The organism is Streptomyces sp. DH10, from assembly GCF_029813805.1.
Taxonomy (GTDB): domain Bacteria; phylum Actinomycetota; class Actinomycetes; order Streptomycetales; family Streptomycetaceae; genus Streptomyces; species Streptomyces coeruleofuscus.
Map to the genome: position 1 here is coordinate 95,481 of NZ_JARVKU010000010.1, position 19,744 is coordinate 115,224.

Below are 19,744 nucleotides of genomic sequence, written 5' to 3' on the forward strand. Positions count from 1 at the left end.
GGATCACAGACCGGTGACGGCGTGCAGAATGAGGTAGATCGCGGCGGCGGGAAGCCCGGCGCCGAAGAACGTGAGCAGCCAGGCGATGACGATGGAGCGGGCCACTTGCCAGCGTACGGCCGAGGCACGCCGGGTGGCACCGGCACCCAGGATGGCCGCGGTGATCGTCTGTGTGGTGGAGATCGGCGCCTTCAGCAGGAACGCGGTGGTGTAGAGGACGGCCGCGGCGGCGGTCTCGGCGGCGAACCCGCGCGGCGGGTCGAGGTGGACGATGCGCCGGCCGAGGGTGGTGATGATGCGACGCCCGCCGCTGTAGGTGCCGGCGGCCATGGCGGCCGCCACGGCGGCGATCACCCAGATCGGAACCGAGAAGTCGTCCTGCCAGCCCGCCGTGACCAGAGCGAGCACGATGACACCCATGGTCTTCTGCGCGTCCTGCAAACCGTGCCCCAGCCCCATCGCGGCGGCGGAGACGGTCTGTGCCATACGGAACCGGCGCGTGGTCCGCCGGGGCGTCGAGCGACGGAACAGCCACAGGATGGCCACGTGCAGGAGGTAGCCGAGAGCCACACCGACCAGCGGGGAGAACAGCATCGGCAGGAGGACCTTGTCCACGATCCCGGACCAGTGCACGGTGGCGGACGCGGCGAGCGCGGCACCGACCAGCCCCCCGATCAGCGCGTGCGAGGACGAGGTCGGCAGCCCCCGCCACCAGGTGAACACGTTCCACCCGATGGCCCCGAGGAGCGCGCACAGGACGAGCAGCAGACCCGAGTCGTCCTCGGGCGCGGCGATGATGCCGCTGCCGACGGTCTGGGCGACCTCGGTCCCGAGGAAGGCGCCGAAGAAGTTCATCACCGCGGCCATCATCAGCGCCACGCGCGGGGTCAGGGCCCGGGTGGAGATCGAGGTGGCGATCGCGTTCGCGGCGTCGTGGAAGCCGTTGGTGAAGTCGAACGTCAGCCCCACGATGATGATCAGCACCACCAGAGTGAGCTCCATGACCGATCACCTTTCCGCGGGCAGAGCGCCGGGCCGCCACAGGCGCCGTCGGCGCACGGAATCCATCGTGCCGCGAAACCCTCGGACGGACCCGCCCGAAGCGGCGGTAGTGGTACGGGAAGTGCGAGCGATCCGCTTTACGGTGTCCTGGTGCGATCTGTCCCGAAATGGGTCCTGCTGTCGTCGGCGTGCGCCCCTGCCGTGCTGATCATCGGCTGGATGGTGGCGGCGGCACTGCAAGGCCCCGCCTACGACCCGGCCGCTCAGACCATCAGCGTCCTGGCGGCCCCCGGAGGTTCCGGCCACTGGGTGATGACAGGCGCGTTCACCGCCCTGGGCACCTGCCACCTGCTCACCGCCTGGGGGCTGCGCCCGGCCGCGGCCCCCGGCCGGGTGGCGCTGGCGGCCGGGGGAGTGTCCGCCCTGGTGGTGGCCCTGGTCCCGGCGCCGAGCAGCGGCGGCTCCCTGAGCCACGGCTCGGTCGCCGCCATCGCCTTCATCGTCCTGGCGGCCTGGCCGGTCCTGGCCGCCCGGACCGGTGACAGCGTCCCCTGGGCCCTGCGGCCCTTACCCTCCCTGGGAGCCACCGCGCTGATGGCGGTGGGCGCGGCATGGTTCCTGCTCGAACTGCATCTGCACGGCGTCGCCGGTGTGGCCGAACGCGCGGTCACGACTCTCCAGTCGGTCTGGCCCTTCGTGGTGGCCCTCTCCTGCCTGCGCCAGTCCGCACGCGCGGCGCCCCCGGGATGACGACCCGGCCCCATGCGGAGCGGCCGTCGATAAGGTGACCGCCGTGATGGTGGGCAGCGAAGAAACCCGGCTGGTCGTTCTGCGCGGCAACAGCGCCTCGGGCAAGTCGTCCGTCGCGGCCGGCCTGCGCGAGGAGTTCGGCCGCGGCCTGGCCCTCGTCGCCCAGGACAACCTCCGCCGCGTCGTGCTGCGCGAACACGACGTGCCCGGTGCCGCGAACATCGGCCTGATCGACACCGTGGCGCGCTACGCCCTGGACGCCGGATTCCATGTCGTCGTCGAAGGCATCCTCTACGCCGACCGCTACGGCGGCATGCTCGGCCGGCTGCGTGCCGACCACCGCGGCGCGACGCACCACTACTACCTGGACGTACCGTTCGGCGAAACCCTCGCCCGGCACGCCACCAAGCCGATCGCCGGCGAAGTCGACGAGACACGGCTGCGCGACTGGTACCGGCCGCTCGACCTGCTGCCCGACGGGGTCGAGACGGTCATCGGCGCCGACAGCACCCTCGCGGCGACCATCGACCGCATCCTGCGCGACACCGGCCTGTGCCGTCAGGCGGATACCACGCCGGGCGTCCACACGAACGCCGTACGTACGCGCTTCGTACGCGAAACCGACGCTCCACGCTAGGGTGGCGAGTCGGAGGTGCCCGATGTCCGAGCTGTTCGACGCGGTCGACGCCCTGGTGGCGTCCCGCTCCCCGCTGCCGCCCCCGGCGGAGCGCAAGCGGCTGCGCCAGGCCCACGGCCTGACGCTGGACGAGGTGGCCGCCGCTCTGCAAGTACGGCGCGCGACGGTCAGCGGCTGGGAGGCCGGCAAGACCGAACCGCGTCCGCCGGAGCGCGACGCGTACGCCCGCCTGCTCAAGCAGCTCGCCCAGCTCTACCCCGCCACCGACGCCGCGGACACGTCGGTTCCCGAGAGGCCTGCCGACCCCGCCCCTGCCGTGCCGGTGCCATCGGCAGCTGAACCGCCCCGGGCCGCCCCCGAAGGATCAGCAGACCCGGCCCCGGAGGCTGCTCCCGGGAACGCCGCACCCCGCCCCACCGGTCCGGCCACCGTGCCGCGTCCGGCGGCCGGGGCCACGACCAGGCCGTCGTCGACGTCGCGCCGCCCCGGCACCCGGAAGGCGGCCCCGGCGGCCCCCCCGGCCATCGACACCGACCCGCGGTTCGCGAACGGCCCGCTGCTCGTCATCGACGCCGACGACGGCTCCCAGGTGACCGGCTACGGCATCGGCGGCCTGGTCCTCGACGTGCCCGCCAAGTCACTCCCCGCGCTGGTGGAGTGGACGCTGAAGGAGGCCCAGCTCGGCGCGGGCAGACTGCACGGCTCCGGCAAGGACGCCGACCCGCTGCTCGTGCTCACCGAGGCCGCGTGCGAGCGGTACGGGCTCCCGGTGGAGCTGTCGGACGCCGAGCGGCTCGCCGGACGCCTCCCGGACGGCCACAAGATCCTCAGGCAGCTGGACCGGGCCGACTGGCGGCTGACGAAGCGGGGCTTCGGGCCGTGGGCGCGGATCTACCGCCCCGCCCAGGGCCGGCAGCGTCAGTGCGTGCAACTGTGCATCCCCTCGTGGAACGCGCTCGACGCCCGCACCTGGGGCCACGCCGCACAGCTCGAACCGGCGGAACTCGCCCGCGTGCTGGGCACCTACGCGGCCCGCGTGATGACGCCGCGCGGCTCCACGGCCGTCACCGGCCTGGAGCTGATGACCGCCCTCAATCCGCCGACCCGGGCGAGCGAGGCGGACGAGACGGGGAAGCGGCACAAGGAACACCGGCCCGGCTCGCTGGGCGAGCACCCGATCGACTGCGCACCGTGCGAGGCCCCGGACGGGCATCCACTGCTCGCCGGTCTGCCCCGCTTCCACCAGCGGGGCCCGGACGAGATGCTGTTCGAGGAGGCGTACGACTGGGCGCGTGAGCTCACCGACGCCGAGTGCATGCGGCGGTACCTGGTCGGCATCGACGTCAACCTCGCCTTCGGCGCCGCCGCCAACGGAGCCGTCGTCGGCCTGGCGACGCCGCCCGTGCATGTCACCCACCCCCCCTTCGACCCGACGCTGCCCGGGGCATGGCTGGTCGACCTCTCCCACGTCGACCTCTCCCGCGTCCTGGTCGGCAAGCAGTGGCGCCGGCTGGAGGGCGCGCTGCTGCCCAGCCCGTTCACGCCGACCGGCGAGCGCCCGCAGGGCCCGGCCTGGTACGCGACTCCGACCGTGGCGTACGCGATGGAGCTCGGCTACGACGTCACCCCGACCGAGGCCTGGGTGAGGGAGGACAGGGGCAGGTTCCTGGACGGCTGGTACAAGCGGCTGCGCAACGCGTACGTCGACACCATGGCGGACCTGGGCGTGGGCGAGAAGCTGCGCGCCCCGCAGTTCCTGACGGCGATGGACGGCTACAGGCAGCGCGATCCCGAGATGGCGATCGTCCTGGACGCGATCAAGTCCACGGTGAAGGGCGGCATCGGCAAGCTGCGCGAACGGGCGCGTGGCGGCGGCTGGAAGCCCGGGCAGCCCTGGCCCGCCCTCTCCCGCCCGACATGGCGGCCCGACATCCGCGCCGCCGTCATCTCGCGGGCGCGGATCAACATGCACCGCAAGATGCTCAGCCTGGCCGCGGCGACCGGCCAGTACCCGGTGGCGGTCCTCTCGGACTGCGCCGTCTACGCCGCCGACGGTCCCAGCCCGCTCCACGTCCTGCCGTACGACGCCGATGACAAGACCGTGCCCGGCAGCTTCCGGCTCGGAGTGTCGCCGGGGATGGTCAAGCACGAGGGCACCCAGACCACGCTGTGGGCCGAAGCGGTGCGGGAGAAGCACGGGCAGGTCCTCAATCTCGCCCGGTACATCAAGACCGGTGAGGTCACGGCCAAGGACGACGGGGAATAGGGGAGCGAGCCGATGGACACGGTCGGGGACGGTCTCGACGCCGCGCTGCGGAAGGCGTTCACACGCCCGATCCCCAGGAGCGCGGGGGCGCAGATGCGCTATCTGGTCAGGCAGCTCAAGGGCACCAGGCCCGTGGCCGAGTTGCTCGGCATCACCCAGCGCACCGTCGAACGGTATGTGAAGGACCAGATCAAAAAGCCCCGCGCCGACCTCGCGCGGCGCATGGAACGCGAGGTCACAGCGCGATGGCAGCCCCAGATCCGGGCCAGGGCCAAACAGACGGCGGCCACCACCGACGGCATCGTCATCGACACCCGCGCCCGGTTCGGCTACACCGCCGCCCCCGGCACCACCGACGACGCCCGGCTGCGCCATCTGACCGTCGCCCTGCCCCCGCAGTACGCCGCCCGCCTCTTCGAGGCGAAGGAGGCCGGCGGCACGGAACAGCAACTGCGGAACATCGCCGCTGAGGCACTGGGCGAGGTGTACTTCCGCGACAGCGGCCGCCGCGCCCACGGCCTCGAAGTCGAGTTCACCGACGTGGAGCACCTCGAGTTCGACCTCTGACCTGGAGGCTCCGGAAGCGGTGGCGACGCTGGTCTCCGACTTCGTTCGAGGACTGCTTCAACCGTCGTGACAGCAGCGGTCGAGCCTCTCTGGCGATCACTCGGCCCACCCCTGGCCGATGCCGATCACGAGTTGGCGGTGAGTGCGGGCCATGTCGGCCAGATCGGCGCGCAGGTCGGACAGCCAACCCGGTTCCTGCCGGGCGGGTTCGCCCAGCGCGCGGGTGATGCGCACGAGAGAAGCCGCGGCGTGCAGGCCGGCGAACAGCGGCAGGCGTCCCAGGTCCTCATCGTCGAACGGGCGCACGCCGCGGTAACCGTCGAGGAAGGCGTCGAACCGCGCCCGGTGCCCGGTCGCGGGCCGGCCGGTGTGGTCGGTCAGGTCACGCACGGCAAAGGCGACGTCGGCGGCGTACCAGGAGAGGGCGGCCTCGTCGAAGTCGTAGGCGATCGGGCCGCCCTCTTCCCAGGCCATGTTGTCCAGCTCGAAGTCGCCGTGCACCACACCCCAGTGGTCCGCACCACGCGGCAACTCGCTCATCACGTCGGCGAGCCGCGCCGTCGCCTCGACCAACTCGGCGTCATCGGCGAACAGTTCGCCGATATCCGACAGTTCGTCGAACGATTCGGGCAGCCCGGCGCCCAGCCCGGCGGCATCGCGGTGCAAACGGGCCAGTGCCTGCCCCCACTGCCGCGCTTGCGATGCGGTGAGTTCGCTGACGTCGACTTCCGCACCGGGCGCCGGTTCCACCACCATGGCGTGCATGGCACCGAGACCGGTCGCCACGGTCACGGTCAGTGCCCCGGACTCGGCGGCGACCGGCCGCACCACCGCCGAACCGCCGTCGTTGAGCCGTGCCATCAGCTCAGCCACCACGGCCAGGGACTCCGGTCCGCGGCAGGAGCCGGGCACGAACCGCAGGTACCGCCGTCGGCCGTTGTCCGGGAGCACGCAGACATGTGAGGCACTGGAGCGCCACCACCTGGCGGTACCGGCCGGGTAACCCCACTGCGCGGCGACCTGGTCGGCGATCGGGCTGTCCCATGCGGCGGACACGGTCCGCTTCAGTCGGTCGATCTCGGTCAAGGGCATCATGGCGAGTCAGCTTCGATCACGCGGCCGACAGTCACAAGCCGATTTCCCGAACAGCCGGACAAAAAGAGCCGTACTCAGGCGGCCGCAGACCGAGGTGTAACACGGCGGTGCTCGCGCGGCGCAGAAGTAGGCAGAAACAGGCCAGTCCGAGGCTGAATTTCACTGCCTTGTGCGGCCTTGCCTACATCGCGCGCGAGATTGGAATTTTTCGTGAACGGTACCGACCCGGTTTCCGGATACCAGACCTACGACCAGCCCCAGGGCCCCGGCCGCCCCGAGCGCAACCCGGCCACCGCGCGCCGGGTAGCGCTTGTCACCTGCACGATCGCCGACGTCGCCGCCGGACTGCTGGGCCTGTGGATCGTGCTCTACCTGCTCGACGCCAACCAGGCGAATCCCTTCGTCGAGTTCGTCCACGGAATGGCGGACTGGCTGTCCGGATGGGCACAGGACATTTTCACGATGGACACAGAGGGTCTACGCGTTGTCCTCAATTACGGCCTTCCGGCGGTCATCTATTTGCTGATCGGCCACGGAATCGCAGCCCGGCTCAACCGGGCCTGATGGCATTACCTCGAAAGACCGGCCAGTCCCTGCCCTACGACCCCAGTCCACGGCACGGGCTCGTGCTGAGGGCCCGTCGCAGTGCCTCGTCGAGGAGACGTCGTAGCCGGGTGGCGGTGTCCGCCACCGCGGTGGCGAGGAGCGCCGGGCCGGCCAGGGGGACCAGCACGCCCTGGGCGTGGGTGCCGGTGTCGCCGAGGAGGACCGGTGGGAGGGCTGCCGGGGCGAGGGACGGGTCGACGACGAGGAGTTGTCCGCAGGCGCGGTGCGAGCCCATGACGGCCGGGCCGTCCCAGGCGGCGTGGCGGCCGCCGTAGGAGGTGTGCTGGTCGAGGAGCGGGCGGTCGGCGCGGAGCACGGTGAGGCGGGTGGTCAGGTTTCCGCTGGGCTCACCGGTGCGCCCGAGGATCTGTTCGTCCCTCAGGACGAGGCGGGCGGTGGGGGAGAGGTCGACGGCGCAGGTCTGGCGGAGGTTGCTGCCGGCGGCGCTGATCAGGGGCTGCGGCAGCCAGTGCAGGGTGGCGTCGTCGCCGACCGTCAGGCGGATGTCGTAGGTGGCGCAGTCGTCGGTGGGGCCGCGCAGCGCGATGGTGGAGGCGGCTCCGGTGATCTGGAGGCGGGCGTACGGTCCCACCTCGGCGTGGAGGGCCAGCCGGTCGCCGCCGAGGGGGCCGCTCATGGCGCCGATGACGTCGACCCGGGCCAGGCCACCGCGTGGGCGGAGCCGTTGGAGGTGAAAGGGCCCGTCGCCGCTCAGCAGCGGAAGGGTGGTGGTGCGGCCGTTGTGGCGGGCCCGCAGCCGGGCGGTCGCCACGACCGTGGAGGCGTCCGGGAGGGGCGCGGGCTTTTCGGTGAGCGTGCTCATGTCTCCTGCCGAGGCGTGGGGGATCAGCGCGTGGCGGTGGCGGGCTCGGGCCGCGCGGTCCCGTGATGCCAGGAAGTCAGGCGTTGCAGCACCCAGTCGGCGACGGGCCGGACGCCGTCGTCGCCGGTGAGGGAGGTGAAGACGACGGGCAGGCTGCCGCGCCGCCGGCGCGCGTCGCAGGCCATGGTGGCGAGGTCGGCGCCCACGTGCGGGGCAAGGTCGGTCTTGTTGACGACCAGGAGGTCGGCGGTGGTGATGCCGGGGCCGCCCTTGCGGGGGATGTCGTCGCCGCTGGAGACGTCGATGACGAAGATCTGCGTGTCGACGAGGCCCTTGGAGAAGGTGGCGGTGAGGTTGTCGCCGCCGGACTCGACGAGGATCAGGTCCAGGGCCCCGAGGTGGTTCTCGAGCTCCTCCACGGCCTCCAGGTTGGCGGAGATGTCGTCGCGGATCGCCGTGTGCGGGCAGGCCCCGGTCTCCACGGCGGTGATCCGCTCAGGGGGCAGGACGGCCTCGCGGAGCAGGAACTCGGCGTCTTCACGGGTGTAGATGTCGTTGGTGACCACTGCCAGGGAGTACCGGTCGCGCAGGGTCCGACAGAGGGCGGCGACCGTGGCGGTCTTGCCGGAGCCGACCGGACCGCCGAGGCCGATCCTGAGAGCGCGTCGGGTGCCGTCAGGGTGGTGGGTGTCGGCGGAGACGGCGCCGGGACCGTCGTGGGTGTGGTCGAGGTGCATGGGAGTGAGCTCCTTCGGGTGTGCGGAGTCCGGATTCGGCATCAGGAGGCGAAAAGACGCGTCGGCCAGGCGGCGTGCTGCTCGGCGGTGATGTCGAGCAGCGGCGACGACGCGGCCGGCAGGACGCCGGGTCCCTCGTCGGTGACGCGGGCGGCGGCGCCGACCGCCTCATGGGCGACGGCGTCGACGTCGTCGCAGAGACGGGCCAGGACCGCGGTGGCATCGAACGGGTCGAGGCCGAGCAGCCGTACGGCGGCGGTGGCGGGGCCCGCGACGTTGCCGAAGGCCGCGACATGCGCGGCGTCCGGCGCGGTGAGGCCGGCCGCTTGGGCGGCGACCCCGAGCACGACGGGCTGGTGGGCGCCGCCCGGCAGATCAGACGCGAGCCGCTCCAGCGCCTCGCACGGCCAGGCCGCGCGGGCCGCGCGCAGCAGTTGCCGGCCCAGCTTGCGGGCCGTGGCCCGCAACGCCGGGGCGGGCGTACGGGCGTCGGCGGCCTCGTCCAGGACGAGTGGGTCGTGCCCGGCGGCGGCCGCGGCCGCCAGTGCGGCGGCGGTGAGACCCGCGGTGTGCAGGCGGCCGCGGCAGAAGGCGTAGAGGGTGACGGGATCGTGGACGGCGCGGGCTGCGACGGCGGCCTCGACGCCGCCGGAATGCGCATGGTCTCCTGCCGGGAAACGGCCGTCGGCGAGGACCAGGAGAGCGGTACGGCTCATGGACGCGTGGCCATGCCTTTCGAAGGCGTGGCGGAAAGTACGGGACGTGCGGCGTCCGGCCTGCCGGGCCGCCCGTCCCGTCGTCCGCCGCACGGTCAGAGGATGAAGTAGCGCTGCGCCATGGGAAGTTCCGACGCGTAGTGCGTGGGAGCGGGCCGCTGGGTGCACGGCCCCTCGTCGTCCTGCGCCTGTTCCTCCTTGTGGCGGCGCAGTTCGGTGATGCAGGTGTCCTCGATGAACACCTCGTAGGTGTCCGGGTCGACCCGGATGTCCGGTGTGGCACTGTTGAGGACCATGTCCTGTTTGAACACCTGACGGGTGTCCTTGATCGCGTACAGGGACTTGCCGATGCCGAGTTCCCGCGCGGTGACCGTGGCCTGCGGGCTCACGAAGTTGACCGAGTTGGCGCCCGGCGCCTTCCCCGTGGCACCCCACATGGGGCGGGGCAGGACGGGCTGCGGCGTCGGGATGGAGGCGTTGGCGTCACCGACCTGCGCGTAGGCGATCTGCCCGCCCTTGAGGACGAGGTGCGGCTTCACACCGAAGAACTTCGGCTCCCACAGCACCAGGTCCGCCAGCTTGCCGGGTTGCACGGATCCGATCAGGTCGTCCGCGCCGTGGGCGATGGCGGGGTTGATCGTGTACTTGGCGACGTAACGCCGGGCGCGGAAGTTGTCCGCCTCGCGCCGCTGCTGTTCCTGCTCCGCGGCGGTGCCTTCGCGCAGCTGGCCGTAGCGGGTCTTCATGACATGCGCGGTCTGCCACGTCCGCATGATCATCTCGCCGATGCGGCCCATGGCCTGCGCGTCGGACGACATGATCGAGATGGCACCCATGTCGTGCAGCAGATCCTCGGCCGCCATCGTCGAGGGCCGTACCCGGGACTCGGCGAAGGCCCGGTCGGCTTCCAGCTCCGGGTTGAGGTGGTGGCAGACCATCATCATGTCGATGTGCTCCTTGACGGTGTTGACCGTCAGGGGGCGCGTCGGGTTGGTGGACGCGGGCAGGACGTTCTCCTCCCCGCAGAGGGTGATCATGTCCGGGGCGTGGCCGCCACCGGCCCCCTCGATGTGGAAGATGTGCAGGGGACGGCCCTTGAACGCGGCCTTGGTGCTCTCCACGAAGCCCGCCTCGTTCAGCGAGTCCGCGTGCAGGGCGAGTTGCACGCTGTTGGTGACGAGGCCGTCCGTGCGGTCGTCGTCCTCCGGGGTGTTCCTGCCCTCGCACACCTTCAGGCAGGTGTCGATGACCGCGGGGGTCGCGCCCCAGTCCTCATGGATCTTGAAGCCGATCACGCCGGCCTTCACCTGGTCGAGCATCGACTCGCGGGACATGGTGTTGCCCTTGCCCAGCACTCCGATGTTGACCGGGAACTCGTCGAGCGCCTTGAAGAGACGCCCGACGTGCCACTTGCCCGGGGTGACCGTGGTCGCGGTGGACCCCTCGGCGGGTCCGGTGCCACCGCCGATCAGGGTCGTCACCCCGGACGCGAGGGCCTCGCCGACCTGCTCGGGACAGATGAAGTGGACATGGGTGTCCACCCCGCCCGCGGTCAGGATGCGGCCCTTCCCCGAGATCACCTCGGTCTCCGGGCCGATCACGAAGTCCCTGGGCCCGTCCGTCCGGCCCTCGTGGATCCTGGCCATGGTCTCCGGGTTGTACGCCTTGCCGAGCGCGCTGATCCGCCCGTCCCGGATCGCGACATCCGCCTTGACCACGCCCCAGTGGTCCAGGATCACCACGCCGGTGATCACCGTGTCCGGCGGGCCGTCCTCGCCGTCCCCGCGTGGCGTCGCCGACTGCCCCATGGACTCACGGATCACCTTGCCGCCGCCGAAGACGACCTCGTGTCCGCTCCTGCTCGCCAGCGGGCTGACCTTGCCCGTGCCGTCCTCCGGGCGGTTGTCGTCGTCCCCGGGCGCGGGAACGGGCGGCGGGTCCGCCGGCTCCTTGCCGAGACCACCGGACCAGTCGTCGGTGACCTTGATGCGCAGCGCGGTGTCCGCCAGCCGGATCTCGTCGCCCGTCGTCGGGCCGAAGAGGTCCACATAGACCTCGCGCTCGGTCGCCCGGGTGTTCGCCCGCTCAGCCACGGTCGTCAACTCCCTCACCGTCGGAGCCGTCCGGAGCCTGGTCCTGAAGCACCCCGCCGACCAGCCCGCGCAGCCCCAGCACCTTCCGCTCGCCCTCGATGCGCACCAGCTCCACCGTGCGGCGATCGCCCGGCTCGAACCGTTCGGACGTGCCGGCCGCGACGTTGAGCCGCTTGCCGTACGCCAGTGCCCGCTCGAACTCGAGGCCCGGGTTGGCCTCGTAGAAGTGGTAGTGCGACCCGATCTGCACCGGCCGGTCGGTCGGGTTGTGCACCTCGACCTCGGTGACGTCCAGCCCTGGGTTCAGCGGCACCGCCTCGTCGACGAAGTCGACTTTGCCGGGGTGCAGTTCGATCTCCTCGCGCGGCTCGTCGAACGGGTCGTGGATCGTCACCAGCTTCGTGCCGTCCGGGAATGTCGTCTCGACCTGAACGTTGTCGATCATCTCCGGGACACCGGCCATGACGTCGTCCCGGGTCAGGAGCCCCCGTCCCGAGTCCATGATCTCGCCGACGGTCCGGCCGAGCCGCGCCTGGTCGTAGACGTGGGCAGTGAGCAGCGCCACGGTCTCCGGGTAGTTCAGTTTGATCCCTTGCTGTCTGCGCTGCCGCGCCACGCCGGCCGCCACATGGACCAACAGGCGCTCCTGCTCATGGGGGGTGAAATGCATGGTGCCCTCTCTGTTCCAGAGGCCAACGTCTGCCGACGGCGCGGGCACGCCGGGCTCACCGAAGCCAGAGTTCCGGGCCACGCTGCGCCACGTCCGATCGTGCTGGCTCCGGCCCGGCGCGTCGACGCGGACGACGCGCATTCACTTCGGACGAGCGGCGGAGCGAACATGTCGACGAGGGCGCCGGAAAAGGGAGTTCGCATCGGGAATCGGCGACATCGGGCCAACCCGGTTCGCCGGTCTCGGGGGGCGCGACACACGAACGTTTCTGCGCCGAGGCGGTGGGCCCCATGGCCTGGAGGCGCACGCCCGGCCGGGCAGGAGCCGCTCTGTCCTCACGGACACATACCGCCGCGCCCCGCCCATACCCGTTCAGAAAAAGGCACTTACGCAGATGTCCGCTCCCCGCAGTGGCCGGTTCTGGGCGGGCGGTGTCCCCGGTGCCGAGGCGGGAGCCCGCCCCGGCACCGGGGACGCCGTATCACGCCTCGTCGCGCAGCCGGGCCGCCAAGGAGGTCAGCGGCTCGGTCTCGTCGGTGTGCCCCAGGGCCGTGAGGCGGGCGACCGCCGCGTCCAGGCGGGCGAGGGCGGGGGCCGGGCGCTCCAGATAGATGCCCTCCACGGCACCCGCGAGCCGGACGCACTCGGCCCACTCCCCGGCGTGGTCCTGGTCCGCTCCTGGCTCGCCGAGCAGGGCGAGGGCCTTCTCCAGGGCGGCCAGGGCGTCCTCGTACGCACCGGCGTAGGCGTTGACCCGCCCGTACTCGTAGGCCAGGGCCGAGTCCAGGGAACGGCCGCGGGCCTCGTACCCGGCGGCGCGGGCCTCATCGGCGACGCGGCCGGCGTCGGCGAGGAAGGCGAGCGCCTCGGCCAGACCGTCGGGGCCCTGCTGCTGGCCTTGGAGCCGGGCGAGTTCGCGCAGACAGTTGCTGAGCTGCTCGTAGCGAGGGTCCCGGGCGTGGGCGGCGAGTGCCTGCTCCGCGGCTTCGCGGGCCCGGCCGAAATCGCCGGACTCGCCGAGGAGTACGGCGGTCTCCGCGGCGATCATGGCGTGGCTTCCCGGGTCGTCGTCCCAGCCGGCCGACTCGGCCGCGAGGGCGACGAACTCCGCCGTGGCGGCCTTGAGGTCGTCTCCCGCGTGCAGCGCGCGGGCGCGGGTCAGGCGCAGTTGGGCGACGAGCCGGTCGTCCAGTTCTCCGGCGGTGACGTCCGGTTCGGCCAGGAGGGAGTCGAGCAGTGCGATGCAGTCCTCGACGCGGCCGAGGTCGAGGCTCAGCTGGGCCGCGTTGCTGTAGGTGCAGAACGCGTCGATCCGGCTGCCGTGGCGCAGGTCCAGCTCAGCCGAGCGCGTCAGATGCCGCAAGGCCTCGTCGGGACGCCCCAGGAACATGCAGGCCTGGGCCAGATCACCGTGGAGGCGGGCGGCGTCGACCGCGTCGGCCGGCCAGTCGGCGGCCAGCCGCAGGCCTTCGGCCAGGTCCGCGTGTGCGGCCTGCACGTCCTGGAGACCGAGCTGGAGCCGGCCCCGCAGCCCGAGCGTGCGGGGCAGGTGCCAGGCGGGGCCGTGCGCCTTCAGCCGGTCGATGAGGGCGTCGATCTCGGTGACCGCGGCGGGCAGGTCGCCGGAGAGGGCGTACGTGCTGGCGCGCAGCAGCAGGGCGCCGGAGACCTGCCCGACGACGTCGTGCCGGGTGGCGAACGCGTGCAGCAGCTCCACTTCGGCGAGCACCGGCGCGACGTGCTCCTGGCTCCCCGAGGTCTGCAGGCGCAGGCCGAGCGCGGTCGCCCGCATCCGCAGCAGGCGGGCCTCCAGGTGCGGGGCGAGGCCATGCGTCCCCTCGTGCAGGCGGACGATGGACGCGTGGGCGGCGGTGAGCGCGGCGGCCTTCGCCTCGGTCGCGTCGGCGCCCTCCACCGGGACCTCGGCGGCGGCGAGCAGGGCACTGGCGCGGGCGAGCGCCGCCTGCCCCGGCAGTCCGGCGTCGTCGTACAGGCCCGCCACCTCCTCGTAGAGGTCGGCGGCGACGGCGAAATCGTCCTTGTCGCCGGCCCGGCTCGCCTCGTCGGCCAGCAGGTCCGCGCGCAGCCGTACGAGCGGGCCGACGGCCGGGTCGTCGGGGTGGGTGTAGTCGCGGGCGGCGACGAGCGTGCGCAGCCGCGCCCAGCAGGCCCTTGCGTCCGGGTGCCCCTGCTCGTCCAACGCCCTGGCCCGGGCGATGAGTTCGGGCACCGACTCCGGTACGGCGGCGGCCGTACCGGCGGTCGGCGCGGCAACCGGGGCGGCCGGGGCCACGTCGTCGAGGCCGCGGGGACGCAGGGTCAGTTCCAGCGCGTCCAGGAGCGGGGCACGGTCCAGGCGGGCCCTGCGGCGGTCGGTGTGGGCCGTGGTGCCGTTGCGGGCGTCGAAGCGGGCGGCGAGGTCGTCGGCGCGGCCGCGCACCTCGGCGCGCAGTCCGGCCACCGTCCAGGTGCGGCCCGCGTAACCCGCGGCCGGCAGTTCGCCGTGGCCGAGGAGCTCGACGCGCTGGAGGAGGACCTCCACGCCGGTGAGGAAGCCGAGCAGGTCCAGTGGCGAGTCGACCTCCCCGAACAGACTCCGGTTCTCGGCGAGCAGCTCCAGGCCGCGAGCCTCGTTGCCGGTCAGCGCGCAGAACTCCAGGTGACGGCCGACCTCCTGGGACATCGAGGGGTTGCGGCGGCAGCCGCGGTAGCCGGCGAGGTGCAGTTCGCGGGCCCGGTCGGCGCGGCCGGTGCGCAGGAGGGGCAACAGCGCGTGCGAGACGGAGCGAGCCGGCTCCTCCTGGCAGGACTCCTTCCCGGCCAGGACGGGCTCCCACGTGCTCAGCGCCCGCTCGTCGTCGCCCGCCGCGAGGTGGTACAGGGCGCGCTCGCAGATCTCGCAGGCCTCGCAGTCGCTGAGTCGGGTGCGGGTGCGTCCCGCCCACAGCTCGTAGGCGGGGGTGGTGTCCTCGCCGACGTGGGCGGCGAGCTGGTACGCCTGTGCGTAGTAGGGCTGGAGGCCGAGGTCGGCCTTCTCGTACCGGTCGCGCATCTCCGTGAGCCACTGGCGCAGACTGGCCAGCGGTATCTCGGGCAGCTGGCGCAGGGCGTGGGCCACCCACTTGAACCGCCAGAACAGCATGTGGCGCAGGCGCTCGTCGAAGACGTCGGGCTGCTCGTCGAAGAGGGTCAGCAGACGGGCGAAGACGACGGGCGACTTGCGGGGTTCGGAGCCGTAGGTGTACGCCTCCTGGAATTCAAGCAGCGCGTGGACGAGCGGGACGGGCTCCGCGAACTGCTCGGCGGCGTCGACCAGTTCCTCGGCCGTGACGGTGCGGGTGCGACCGTAGGGGCGCCGGTCGTTCTCCTGGAGCGCCTGGTACAGCTCGTCGGTGGTCTGGGGTGCGGTCGGCATCGTCAGCTGTCCTTGCGGAGGGCGTGGGCGAGAAGGTCGAGGAAGGAGCGGTTGATGAGGCTCGATTCGGCGGGCCTGAGCGGGCGCCGGGACAGCATCGCGGCCTGCCCGTAGAGGGCTTCGGCGCTGGTGCGGGCCAGCTCGGGCTCGTCGATGGCGACGGCGGCGCGGACCAGCGGGTTGAGCTGGTTGAGGATCAGCTGGGCCCGCGGGGCCTCCTGGCGCAGGGCGCCGAGGATGTCTCCCCACAGGCCGCCCTCCTGCTCGCGGGCGAGCTGGGAGCGGGTGCGCTCGTGCCGGGCCTCGCGGCTGTCGACGAGGAGGGCGGGGGCGTTGGCGGGCTGGAAGGTGCGCAGCGCGACGTCGCAGTCGAAGACGGCGAGGGCGTCACGGGCCAGGGCGAGGTAGGCCGCGGCGGCCAGTTCCGTCTCCCGGTCGACCGGGTCCAGGTGGGCGGTGAGGGTCGCCGGGTCGAGGTCGGCGACCGTCGCCTCGGGCCTGATCTCGGGCAGCCGGTGGACCAGGTCGCGGTCGTAGGTGTAGCCGCCGTTGACGACGCCGAGCCCGGCGGCCGAGGCGATCGCCGCGACCTGCCGGAACTCCTCCACGCTCGACGTCACGAGCACGGTGCGGTGGGTGCGCGCGAACTCGTCGAGGGTGGTGTGCCCGTCGGTGGTCTCGAACGGCAGCCAGGGCAGCAGCATCCGCAGGATCTCGTCGTCGTGCACGGCGAGCGACTTCACGGCCAGGTGGTGGGCCTGGAGGAAGCGGGCGAGCAGGTCCGGGTCGCTGGCGGCGGCCCGGGCGATCCACGCGCGCAGCCGCTCGGCGAGGGCGTCGCGGACGGCGGCGAGGGTGTCGTCCTCGTACAGGGACTCGCGGGACGCCGTCGGGCGCAGGCTCTCGGCGTCGACGACGCAGCGGACGAAGAACGCCCATTCGGGCAGGATCTCCTCGGCCTGCTCGGACAGCAGCATGCCCTTGACGTGCACCCGGTGACCGTGGCGGCGCCCGGCCGGCACCGCCTCGGGCAGCACGCACGCGATGCCCTTGAGGCCCACGGCCGGCAGGTCCAGTTCGATGGTGTCGAGCGGCTTGAACCCGAAGACCTCCTCGCCGTACGCGGCCAGCGCGCGGGAACGGGCTCCCGGTGTGGGGTACGTACGCGCCCAGGGCGCGGGCTCGGGGTTGACGGGCGCCCCCGGCTCACCCGGGCCGCCTGTGCCGTCGTCGAAGGTCACCGGGTGGCGGAGCAGGGAACCGAAGTGCCGGGCCAGCGCGTGCACCTGTGCCGGCCGGGTCCACTCGCCCGCGTCGGCGCGCGGCGTCAGCGTGACGGTGGTGCCGGGCCGGGGGCGGGCGGAGGCGGGCAGGGTGCGGACGGTGTAGCTGCCGTCGCCGCGCCCCCGCCACTCCACGGCCGGTGCGTCGGGGGTGCGGGCGGAACGGCTCAGGACGTGGATCTCGTCCGCGACCAGGAAGCAGGAGAGCAGGCCGATGCCGAACTGGCCGATGAAGTCGCCGCGTTGCTCGGCGATCTTGTCGGCGCGCTTGCTGCTGCGGCCGATCGTGGCGAGGAAGGTGTGTACGTCGGCCTCGGTGAGACCGACGCCGTCGTCCTCGACGCGTACCACCGAACCGTCGGCGTACAGGCGGATGCCGAGGGCGCCGGCGGGTGCGGCCGATTCGAGGCCGTGCCGGGCGGTCAGCGCGTCCACCGCGTTCTGCATCAGTTCGCGCAGGTAGACGCGGGGGCTGGAGTAGAGGTGGTGGGAGAGGAGATCGACGAGGCCGCGCAGATCCACCTGGAAGGTGCGGTCGGCGCCGGCCGGGTTCGCGGCGGTGTCGGGCAGAGTCATCGGGCAGTCCGGAGTGGGAGAGGTGGCGGGCGGGATCGGGGCCGGCGCCTGCTCAGGCGCGGCGGTGAGGGTGAGCCGGAGCGTGCTCGTACGCGGCGATGCCGGTGGGCCGGCGTGTGCTCAGGCGCGGCGGTGGTGGCGGGCGAACTGCTTCTCGGGCTCCGCGAAGTAGGTCCAGGGCCAGCTGGTGTAGGCGCCGTCGAGCGTCTGGAAGACGCGGCGGACCGTGTGCCGCTCACCGGCCAGCGACAGGGCCATGGCGAACATGTTGAAGTCGTGCTGCCAGCCCGGGCGGTACACGTAGGCCGGGTGGAGGATGCTGTGGTCGGCGGCTTCCCGCAACTGCGCCTGGATCTCGGCGGTTTCGAGGTAGTCCCCGCGCTCCGCCTCGACCCACTCCTCGATGTGCGCCATGGCGATGACGCAGCCGAGGCGGTGCCCCTGCGGGGCGCGGGCGACCGCTTCCTGGGCGAACGCCAGGGCCTGGCCCGGCTCGCCGCCCCAGCGCGGCTGCAACTGCGACACCCACTCCAGGTGCGTCTCCAGGTCCAGCGGGTCGCGGCGCAGGGCGGCGTCGCGCCGGGTCTCGTTGACGGCGGGGCCCAGCGACATGCCCCGGCCGGAGGTGAGGAGGCGGCGCCACGGGGTGACCCAGTCCGGCCGCAGCTCGGCGGCCTCGAGCAGCTGCTCCTCGGCGATCTGGAGCCGCTCGTGGAAGACCCGCCACTGCTCCTGCGTGACGTCGACGGCACGAGCGGCGGTGCGCGCTTCCCAGCCCCAGCTGATGTGGCGCGTGCCGGATATCAGCAGGGCCGTCGCCCGGTGCTCCTTGTCCTCCTCGACCGCCCGGCCGATCCAGTCCTGCACACCGTCCAAGTCGGCGAGTTCACCGAGGACTTGGTGGTCGCGGCCGAGATCGAAGGGGGCCAGCGCCGCCTTCACCGCCTCCCAGTCACCCGCGTCGGCGGCCTCCACCAGCGCGAGCACCCGCGCGTCCCCGAGCGCGCGCAGCGTGTACATCCCGTGCTTCTGTCTGCGCGGGACGGGCAGGGCGTGCGGATCCGTCACCGGTCTCTCCGCACCCCTGCCGAACAACTTGCCGAACATGCCGCGCCCTCCCCTGATCCCACGTGATCGTTCGGTGCAGCATATGCGGCCCCTATGACACCGCTTCCACAGGGTTTTCACCGGCACTTCACCGGCGAGTGCGGCAGGCGTGACGAGACCGGCAGCCGGCCGGCCGGCGTACGCCGCGCTCGGTGCACGCCGGCCGACCGGGTGTGTGTCAGCCGGCGAGATCGGCCCTGCCGAACAGGACGGCATAGCCGGAGGGGAGCTGGCTGAGGATCTGGTTCAGCTCGCCGCCGCTGACCGCGTCGGCCAGGGCCGTCAGGACGGCGCCGGCGTCCCACTCGGCGGTGCGCGGCCGGGCGCCGACACCCTCGGCGACCCTGCGGTAGAACTCTTCGATCCCGAAGCTCTCGGCCTGCTGCGGCTTGGCTGCGGTCAGCGTCTGCCCGAGCGGTCCGGGCAGCTGCGAGGCGAGGACGTCCACCTCGCCGGGGCTGATCCTCTGGGCCAGCACGCTCAAGACGGCTTCGGTGACCTTCGAGGCCTCTTCCTGGCTGTTGTATTCGCCGAGCTCGCGTACGCGGGCGAGGTACTCGTGGTACTGCATCGTTCGTCACCTCCGCTTGCTGGCGCGTCGACGGCATCGGTGCGATGCCCTCTTTTCCGGTACCCGGGTAGTCGGCGGCGGTCACCGTCGATGCTGATGGTGCGCCCTGAGCGCGGTCAGCCGCGCGCGACGGGGAAGGGCGGCGCACCGCCGTCGGTGGAAGGCCGTACGCCTCGGTCGCCCTCGTGCGCGCTCCTCGCGGGCGGAGCCGGCCCCGCGACCTCCACATGGGCCGGGCGCAGCAGGTGCCAATTCGGTCGCCCGCGGCCCGCTATCTGCTGGTGTAGCGCGTCGGTGGCTCTATGGTTGGTCAGCCTTCCCGCAGACGTGCGGTCTGTTCGGTGCCGACGTCGGTGATGCGTCGCAGATAGCGTTCGATCACGTCGAGTTCGTCGTCGGTGAAGTCGTTCAGGGCCTGGTCGAAGGCCCTGCCGGGTGTCTCCCAGGCGGCCTCGATGTGCGGGGTGCGCGCGGTGGTGAGGGAGACGAGTGTCTTGCGCCGGTCGTGCGGGTCGGGTCGGCGTTCCACGAGGCCGGCTTTCTCCAGCCGGTCCACGAGGCGGGTGGCTGCCCCGGAGGTCAGACCGGTCAGTTTCGCGATCTCGCCGGTGGTGTGCGGCCCGGGCTCCAGGCCGAGCAGGCTCACGCACTGCAGATCGGTGGGATGCAGGCCGAGCCGTTCGGCCATGGCCTGGTTGAAGAGGGTGTAGGCGGCGTGGTGGCGCCGGGCTGCCGCGGTGACCGCCGTGACCGCCGCCGCGCGGGTCGTCTGGTCTGGCATGAGGTGACCCCCTGGCTCCCTTCCCGGCAGATATCTGTGTTGCGCAGAT

Annotated in this window: 17 protein-coding genes; 5 read left to right on the top strand and 12 right to left on the bottom strand. The window is 72.3% G+C overall.

Translation table 11 applies throughout. The annotated features are described in order from the left end of the window. Positions 1-3: 3 nt before the first annotated feature. Positions 4-1,002, bottom strand: a complete 999-nt coding sequence (locus QC385_RS21600; protein ID WP_279542946.1) for an inorganic phosphate transporter — start codon at positions 1,000-1,002, stop codon at positions 4-6. Between the two features lie 150 nt (positions 1,003-1,152). On the opposite strand from QC385_RS21600, the gene QC385_RS21605 reads away from it, so the two are divergent. Genes QC385_RS21605 through tpg form a run of 4 tightly spaced genes read left to right on the top strand, consistent with a single transcriptional unit; the run spans position 1,153 to position 5,222 of the window. Next, positions 1,153-1,752: a DUF998 domain-containing protein gene (locus tag QC385_RS21605; protein ID WP_279542947.1), complete on the top strand. Its 600-nt coding sequence runs from the start codon at positions 1,153-1,155 to the stop codon at positions 1,750-1,752. Positions 1,753-1,798: 46 nt separating this feature from the next. Beyond that, on the top strand, positions 1,799-2,389 hold the full coding sequence (locus tag QC385_RS21610) for a kinase (RefSeq protein ID WP_279542948.1): 591 nt from the start codon (positions 1,799-1,801) through the stop codon (positions 2,387-2,389). Between the two features lie 22 nt (positions 2,390-2,411). Continuing rightward, positions 2,412-4,655, top strand: a complete 2,244-nt coding sequence (gene tap / locus QC385_RS21615; RefSeq protein ID WP_279542949.1) for a telomere-associated protein Tap — start codon at positions 2,412-2,414, stop codon at positions 4,653-4,655. Positions 4,656-4,667: 12 nt separating this feature from the next. After that, entirely contained in the window at positions 4,668-5,222 is a 555-nt protein-coding gene (tpg, locus tag QC385_RS21620) for a telomere-protecting terminal protein Tpg (RefSeq protein WP_279542950.1), read from the top strand. 96 nt (positions 5,223-5,318) lie between these two features. Here the strand turns inward: tpg and QC385_RS21625 are convergent, their stop codons facing one another. Then, on the bottom strand, positions 5,319-6,317 hold the full coding sequence (locus QC385_RS21625; RefSeq protein WP_279542951.1) for a phosphotransferase enzyme family protein: 999 nt from the start codon (positions 6,315-6,317) through the stop codon (positions 5,319-5,321). A gap of 210 nt (positions 6,318-6,527) precedes the next feature. Between QC385_RS21625 and QC385_RS21630 the strand changes: the two genes are divergently transcribed. Beyond that, on the top strand, positions 6,528-6,881 hold the full coding sequence (locus tag QC385_RS21630) for a hypothetical protein (RefSeq protein WP_279542952.1): 354 nt from the start codon (positions 6,528-6,530) through the stop codon (positions 6,879-6,881). Positions 6,882-6,915: 34 nt separating this feature from the next. On the opposite strand, the gene QC385_RS21635 is transcribed toward QC385_RS21630, so the two are convergent. The 10 genes from QC385_RS21635 to QC385_RS21680 all read right to left on the bottom strand — a co-directional run bounded on the left by QC385_RS21635 (position 6,916) and on the right by QC385_RS21680 (position 19,695). After that, a complete protein-coding gene (locus QC385_RS21635; RefSeq protein WP_279542953.1) occupies positions 6,916-7,746 on the bottom strand; it encodes an urease accessory protein UreD in 831 nt (276 codons plus the stop codon). A 23-nt stretch (positions 7,747-7,769) separates the two neighbouring features. Then, entirely contained in the window at positions 7,770-8,483 is a 714-nt protein-coding gene (gene ureG / locus QC385_RS21640; RefSeq protein WP_279542954.1) for an urease accessory protein UreG, read from the bottom strand. Positions 8,484-8,524: 41 nt separating this feature from the next. Further along, on the bottom strand, positions 8,525-9,199 hold the full coding sequence (locus tag QC385_RS21645; protein WP_279542955.1) for an urease accessory protein UreF: 675 nt from the start codon (positions 9,197-9,199) through the stop codon (positions 8,525-8,527). A 95-nt stretch (positions 9,200-9,294) separates the two neighbouring features. Beyond that, positions 9,295-11,292, bottom strand: coding sequence for an urease subunit alpha (ureC, locus tag QC385_RS21650; RefSeq protein WP_279542956.1), 1,998 nt, complete (start codon positions 11,290-11,292; stop codon positions 9,295-9,297). Continuing rightward, complete coding sequence (locus QC385_RS21655; RefSeq protein WP_279542957.1) at positions 11,285-11,962, bottom strand: urease subunit gamma; 678 nt, start codon at positions 11,960-11,962, stop codon at positions 11,285-11,287. The genes ureC and QC385_RS21655 overlap by 8 nt, the downstream gene beginning before the upstream one ends. Before the next feature lie 481 nt (positions 11,963-12,443). After that, the gene (locus QC385_RS21660) at positions 12,444-15,377 is read right to left on the bottom strand and encodes a hypothetical protein (RefSeq protein ID WP_279542958.1); all 2,934 of its coding nucleotides are present in this window, start codon (positions 15,375-15,377) and stop codon (positions 12,444-12,446) included. A gap of 2 nt (positions 15,378-15,379) precedes the next feature. Further along, a complete protein-coding gene (locus tag QC385_RS21665) occupies positions 15,380-17,236 on the bottom strand; it encodes an HSP90 family protein (RefSeq protein WP_279542959.1) in 1,857 nt (618 codons plus the stop codon). A gap of 120 nt (positions 17,237-17,356) precedes the next feature. Further along, a complete protein-coding gene (locus QC385_RS21670; RefSeq protein ID WP_279542960.1) occupies positions 17,357-18,343 on the bottom strand; it encodes a hypothetical protein in 987 nt (328 codons plus the stop codon). A gap of 178 nt (positions 18,344-18,521) precedes the next feature. After that, a complete protein-coding gene (locus tag QC385_RS21675; protein ID WP_279542961.1) occupies positions 18,522-18,914 on the bottom strand; it encodes a DUF2267 domain-containing protein in 393 nt (130 codons plus the stop codon). Positions 18,915-19,224: 310 nt separating this feature from the next. Further along, positions 19,225-19,695, bottom strand: a complete 471-nt coding sequence (locus QC385_RS21680) for a MarR family winged helix-turn-helix transcriptional regulator (protein WP_279542962.1) — start codon at positions 19,693-19,695, stop codon at positions 19,225-19,227. Positions 19,696-19,744: the final 49 nt, after the last annotated feature.